Origin of the sequence: Protofrankia sp. CiT1, assembly GCF_917627335.1 — a bacterium.
GTDB lineage: Bacteria > Actinomycetota > Actinomycetes > Frankiales > Frankiaceae > Protofrankia.
The window spans coordinates 23,169-28,661 of the sequence record NZ_CAKJTP010000052.1 but is presented as its reverse complement, the minus strand read 5'-3'; the positions used below and the strand labels follow the sequence as shown (position 1 = coordinate 28,661).

The following is a 5,493-nucleotide window of genomic DNA, read 5'->3' as shown; positions in this document are numbered from 1 at the left end:
CCGAGCCGTCCGCGCCGGTGAGCGGCCCGGCGCCCGCCGCGCCCAGCTCCCGGCGGCGAGACAGGTACTCCTCGACCCCGCCGGGCAACATGACCAGCGAGCCGTCGCCGAACAGAGCGACAATCGTGTCACAGGTCCGTTCCAGGAAATAGCGATCATGACTGACCACAACCAGGGTTCCCGGCCATGAGTCCAGGATGTCCTCCAGCGCGGTCAGCGTGTCGGTGTCCAGGTCGTTCGTGGGCTCGTCCAGGAGCAGTACGTTCGGTCGCTTCATGAGCAGCCGCAGAAGCTGCAACCGGCGCCGCTCCCCGCCGGAGAGGTCACCGACCGGTGTCCACTGCCGGGCCGACGGCAGGCCGAACTGTTCAAGCAGCTGGCCCGCGGTCAGCTCCCGGCTCCGCCCGCCGTCCCCGGCGGCGCCTCGCGCATGCGCCGACGGCTTCGGCCGGGGCCCGACCTCCAGGACCTGACCGGCCTCCTGGACCGTCTCCAGCGCCCGCAGCCGCGGGTCCAGTCCGTGGATCTCCTGGGTGAGCAGGGCGGGACGCGCGCTGCGCCCGACCCGGACACTGCCGGAATCCGGGCTCGCCGCACCGATCAGCAGGCGCAACAGCGTGGTCTTCCCGCTCCCGTTCATCCCGACGAGACCCACCCGGTCCCCCGGGCCCAACCGCCACGTCATGTTCGCGAACAGCGCCCGGTCACCGAGGCGCAGCGTCACATCCTCGACATCGAAGACATCCTTACCGAGGCGGGAGGCGGCAAAGGTGCGCAGGCCAAGGGTGTCGCGCACGGGCGGCTCATCAGCGATCAGGGCGTTGGCCGCCTCGATGCGGAAGCGCGGCTTGGCGGTCCGGGCCGGCGGGCCGCGACGCAGCCAGGCAAGCTCCTTACGGAGCAGATTCTGGCGCCGGGCCTCGGCTGCGTCAGCCCGCCGTGCCCGCTCCGCGCGGGCAAGCACGTACGCACTGTAGCCGCCGTCGTAGGCGTCCACCCGGCCGTCGACGACCTCCCAGACCCGGTCGCACACCTCGTCGAGGAACCACCGGTCATGCGTTGCGACGAGCAGCCCGCCACGCCAGGAGGCCAGCTCGGACGCGAGCCACGCGACGCCCTCGACGTCGAGGTGGTTGGTGGGCTCGTCCAGTACCAGCAGGTCGAAGTCATCGACGAGCAGCGCGGCCAGGGCGGTACGCCGACGCTCCCCACCGGATGACTGCCCGACGATGTCGTCCAGGCGGTCGAGCAGGCCCAGCCCGCTGAGCACCGACCGGCGACGCGGATCCGCGGCCCACACGTGGTCGGGCACGTCACCGACCACGGCCTGCCGCACGGTCGCCGTGGGCACGAGCCGGTCGTCCTGGGACAGCATACCGACGCGCAGGAATCCCGTGCGCACGACCCGGCCCGCATCGGGGTGAGCCTCCCCGGCCAGGAGCTTGAGCAGGGTGCTCTTGCCCGCGCCGTTGCGGCCGACCACCCCGATCCGCTCTCCGGCCGCCACCCCGAGGCTGACGCGGTCCAGCAGGACACGGGTGCCGAAGGCGGCCACCACCGCCTCCATCGTGACCAGGACAGCGCTCATCAGGTGGCGCTCATCGGAGCTGACTCGGCAGGAGGCATCCCCGGTTCACCCGGACACGCCAGGGTCGATCACACGGGCACCGGCGACCGGGCCGTACGCCCGCCGAACCGCCCGGCAGACGCCCATCCCGGCGAGGCTTGCCGCCAGAGCTACGCTCTGCGCGGCGTCCCGCGCGAGAAAGGCGCAGGTCGGCCCGGAGCCGCTGACGATGGCGCCGACCGCCCCGAGCTCGGTCCCGGTTTCCAGCACGCGGCGCAACGACGGGCGCAGCCGCAACGCGGCCGGCTGCAGATCGTTCACCAGGGCCTTGCCCAGCTCGACCGGGTCTCCGGTACGCAATGCCGCCAGTACCCCGCCAGGCGGCGTGGGCTCGGTGCGCAGACGCCCCTCGGACAACCGGTCGAACTCGGCATAGACGGACGCGGTGGACAGGCCGCCGTCAGCCAGCGCGAAAACCCAGTGGTACTCGCCGCGCCCGAGGACCGGCGTCAGCTGTTCGCCTCGGCCGGTGCCGAGCGCTGTCCCCCCGGCCAGGGGGAATGGCACGTCGCTACCGAGCCCGGCGGCGAGCTCCGCGAGGACCGAGCGGTCCAGGCCAGTACCCCACAGGGTGTCGAAGGCGACCAGCGCCCCGGCCGCGTCGGCGCTGCCACCAGCCATCCCCGCCGCGACCGGAATGCCCTTGACCATGCTCAGGCGCGCCCCCGCACCACGTACCCCGGCGCGGGCCGCGAGCACCTGGGCGGCACGAACAGCCAGATTGTCCGAGCCCGTCGGAACCAGGGAGATCCGGGCCGCCGCCGAGCTCACGGCCGGGTCCCCGGGCAGCGCGGCCGGGGTGGTACCCGCGGCACCCTCCCCGATGACCTCAACCGCGACGACCGGCTCCACCGCGTCCGGGTCGGTGACGCCGTCCGGGGCAGCCGTAACCGTGATGTCGTCATAGAGTGAAACAGCCTGCAAAATCGTAATTACCGCATGATAGCCGTCGTCACGACGCGGGCCGACCCCAAGATGCAGGTTGACCTTTGCCGGTGACCGGACGGTCACCCGGTTGCCCTGGGCGGGCACAGACGACCGACCGGGGCCGGGCGCACCCGAAGGGTGCGGATGAGACCGAGGCAGCGGACGCTCCTTCACTCACTTGTGGGGCGTGTTCCGACCGGGCACCAACGAACCTATCCGGCCGGCCGGACGCGAGTGGCCCCCTCACCACCGGGTAGGACGCTGCATACCAGCTGGTTGAGCGCGCCGAGCACGACCGGCTGTCGCCTGTGGACGGCCAGCGGCCGCTGGCCACGGGGCCCGCCCGGCCGGAGATCTCCGGAAAGCCGAGGGATCCATCCCCACGACTCCAACGATTGCGGAGGCACGTCATGAGCACGACAACCACCGAGAAAACCGCTCCCGTGACCCGCGAGACAGCCCACCGCGACGGGGCCGGCGTGTCCCGGCGGAGCACCACCGAACTCGTGACAAGCCAAGGCAGGACTGCCATCGCGGACTCGGTCGTCCGCAAGATCGCGGGCGTGGCGACCCGCGAGGTCGAAGGCGTGCACAATCTCGGCTCCGGCAGCGCCCGCGCGGTCGGTTCGCTGCGCCAGCGTATCCCCGGCTCGTCCGGCCGCAACGTCTCGCAGGGAGTCGGTGTCGAGGTCGGCGAGCGGCAGGCGGCAATAGATCTCGACGTCGTGGTCGACTACGGCGTGTCGATCGTGGATCTCGCACAGGCGATCCGCGGCAACGTCGTCAGCTCGGTCGAGGGAATGACCGGTCTGGAGGTGACCGAAGTCAACATCGCTGTTGATGACGTCTACATCCCCGAAGATGATGACGACAAGCAGGCCCGGGTGCAGTAGCAGTCATGGCCCGCTTGGTTGTGTCCGCGCGGCCGGCCGCGATCGCGGCCGCGGTTGCCCGGTGCTCCGCGGTCGCCGCGCTGTCTCCCGGAGCCAGCGGCAACGTGGTCACGTATCTGCCCGGCCAGCGCGTCGTCGGCGTCCGCAAGGTACTGGGTGGGGTCGCCATCCATGTCGTCGGCCAGTTCGGGCCGACGATTGCCGAGATCGCCAGCCAGGTCCGGAGCGCGGTCACCGCGGTGGCTCCGGAGTGCGAGCGGATCGACGTGCTCGTCGACGATCTCGAGATCCTCCCTGACAGGCCCGTCACCAGGCCCGCCGGCCAGCCGCGCGGCACCGGTGGAACGCACACCCGCGGCACGGCCGGCGGCAGGGCGGCCCGGGGGAAGACGGCCATGACCAAGTCGGCCGCGGCTGGAACGACCCGTACAAGCACCAGGGCCGGAAAACAATGACCGACAGGCCGGTCGGGCCCGCCACCGGCCAGTCCGGGCCAGCGCGGCTGGACGGGGCGGCGGATGCCGCCGCCCGACGCGCCGAGGCACGTCGCTTCATCCGGGAGAACCACCCGGACAGAGGCGGCGACCCCGCTGTGTTCATGGCTGGCCTGCGGGCTCGGCGACCGGAACGGCCGCCCCGGACCGGATGTGCCGAAGTGAGCGGCTACCATCGGCGGACCGGGTTCGAGATCATCGCTTACTGGCTGCGTGGACAGTGGGCACACCGGCACCGCTTGCGCGAGTACCACCCGCACGAGCGTCGTGTACAGCGGCTCTGGCGAAGATCGCAAAAGTCCCCACGAGTACGTTAACGCCCGCCCGCCGGGCCGCGGCGCGCGCCCCGGCGGCAGGCCCAGCTCGTGGACCCGTGGGCTCGTGGCTACGGGCCTAGCAGCAACGGCTATGGGCCTACCAGCACGTACGACCGTCTAGCAAGGAGGCTTCGATGCGTTCGAGCGCAATCGGTCTCATCACCGGATTGATCTCCGGTCTCGCGCTCGCCTTCGGTGATTTCGGCGAGTTCCTGATCGTCCTCGTCTTCGGGGCGATCGGCCTGTTCATAGGCAAGATCCTGGACGGCGAGATCGATATCAACCGCTATGTCGGCGGCGGTGAACGCCGCGATACGCGATGACACGCGCTGGAACGCGCCGCGCCGAGAACGTGGTCCGGGGAAACCTGGTCGTCGCCAGCGGCGTCATCGAGAAAATCGCGGCCCAGGCCGCGCTGGATGTCGAAACCGTCGGTGGGCTGGGACAGCGGCATCCCGGCCGAGGGCGGCGGCAGGCCACCGACGAGCGTCCCCCGCAGGTGTCAGCGCGCGTCGGCCGAGGTACCGCTTCGATCTCCATGTCGTTGTCCGTACGGTATCCTGTCCGGATTGTTGAGGTATGTGAAGCGGTACGCACCAGCGTGACCCGACAGGTGGCCGACCTGGCCGGCCTACGGGTGACCCACATCGACATCGACGTGTCCGCTTTCGAGTTCGACGCCGGCCCGAGCAGCCGGGCACGGTAGCTCACGGGAGGTCACCATCGTGCGCGTGACAAACCGGATTGTCGCGGCGCTGCTTGCGGCGGTCATCGCGGCGGTCGGGGTCATCGCGATCATCGAGATGGTCAGCGCGGCCCTCGACGACGGGTACGCCATCGTCGACTGGCAGTCGATAACGGCCGCCATGGCACGCAACACCTGGTCCGACACAGGGCCGACCGTGCTCGGCGTCATCCTCGGTGCCGGTGGGATCCTGCTGCTTGTGCTGGGGCTGCGGCGCGGCCGGCTGCAATGGTTCGCCGTACGGCCGTCCCCGACCGGGACGGCCACCTTCGCCGCCGGGCGCGGCATCGCCCGTGCGCTCGCCAGCGCGGCCGAAGACATCGACGGCGTGACCCGAGCAAAGGTCCGGCTCCGGCGGCGCACCGCCAAAGTGACGATCGAGAGCAGTCCCCGGATCAACCCGGACGCGCCGGGACAGGTGCGTGACGAGATCCGCGAACGGCTGGCCTCCTTCGAGTTGGCGTCGCCCCCGAAAGTGAAGCTGACGGTG

At 70.9% G+C, this 5,493-nt stretch carries 7 protein-coding genes; 5 read left to right on the top strand and 2 right to left on the bottom strand.

Translation table 11 applies throughout. From position 1 onward, the window contains the following. Positions 1–1,588, bottom strand: a 1,588-nt coding sequence (locus tag MJ785_RS11005; RefSeq protein ID WP_239380669.1) for an ABC-F family ATP-binding cassette domain-containing protein, incomplete at its 3' end; no start/stop codon positions are given. A 45-nt stretch (positions 1,589–1,633) separates the two neighbouring features. Further along, positions 1,634–2,659, bottom strand: a complete 1,026-nt coding sequence (locus tag MJ785_RS11000; RefSeq protein ID WP_370651691.1) for a 4-(cytidine 5'-diphospho)-2-C-methyl-D-erythritol kinase — start codon at positions 2,657–2,659, stop codon at positions 1,634–1,636. Positions 2,660–2,964: 305 nt separating this feature from the next. Here MJ785_RS11000 and MJ785_RS10995 point away from each other — a divergent pair, with 305 nt between their 5' ends. The 5 genes from MJ785_RS10995 to MJ785_RS10975 all read left to right on the top strand — a co-directional run. After that, positions 2,965–3,447, top strand: coding sequence for an Asp23/Gls24 family envelope stress response protein (locus tag MJ785_RS10995; protein ID WP_239311943.1), 483 nt, complete (start codon positions 2,965–2,967; stop codon positions 3,445–3,447). Between the two features lie 5 nt (positions 3,448–3,452). Next, positions 3,453–3,902, top strand: a complete 450-nt coding sequence (locus MJ785_RS10990; protein ID WP_239311941.1) for a hypothetical protein — start codon at positions 3,453–3,455, stop codon at positions 3,900–3,902. 490 nt (positions 3,903–4,392) lie between these two features. Next, entirely contained in the window at positions 4,393–4,581 is a 189-nt protein-coding gene (locus tag MJ785_RS10985) for a hypothetical protein (protein WP_239311939.1), read from the top strand. Continuing rightward, the gene (locus tag MJ785_RS10980; RefSeq protein WP_239311936.1) at positions 4,578–4,964 is read left to right on the top strand and encodes an Asp23/Gls24 family envelope stress response protein; all 387 of its coding nucleotides are present in this window, start codon (positions 4,578–4,580) and stop codon (positions 4,962–4,964) included. The genes MJ785_RS10985 and MJ785_RS10980 overlap by 4 nt, the downstream gene beginning before the upstream one ends. A gap of 19 nt (positions 4,965–4,983) precedes the next feature. Then, positions 4,984–5,493 (top strand): DUF6286 domain-containing protein (locus MJ785_RS10975; RefSeq protein ID WP_239380668.1); only part of this gene is annotated, 510 nt, incomplete at its 3' end.

What these genes read in the sequence shown, in the direction of transcription:
- MJ785_RS10985 (WP_239311939.1), top strand. Translation starts at nt 4,393, where the DNA reads ATGCGTTCGAGCGCAATCGGTCTCATCACCGGATTGATCTCCGGTCTC.
- MJ785_RS10980 (WP_239311936.1), top strand. Translation starts at nt 4,578, where the DNA reads ATGACACGCGCTGGAACGCGCCGCGCCGAGAACGTGGTCCGGGGAAAC.
- MJ785_RS10995 (WP_239311943.1), top strand. Translation starts at nt 2,965, where the DNA reads ATGAGCACGACAACCACCGAGAAAACCGCTCCCGTGACCCGCGAGACA.
- MJ785_RS10990 (WP_239311941.1), top strand. Translation starts at nt 3,453, where the DNA reads ATGGCCCGCTTGGTTGTGTCCGCGCGGCCGGCCGCGATCGCGGCCGCG.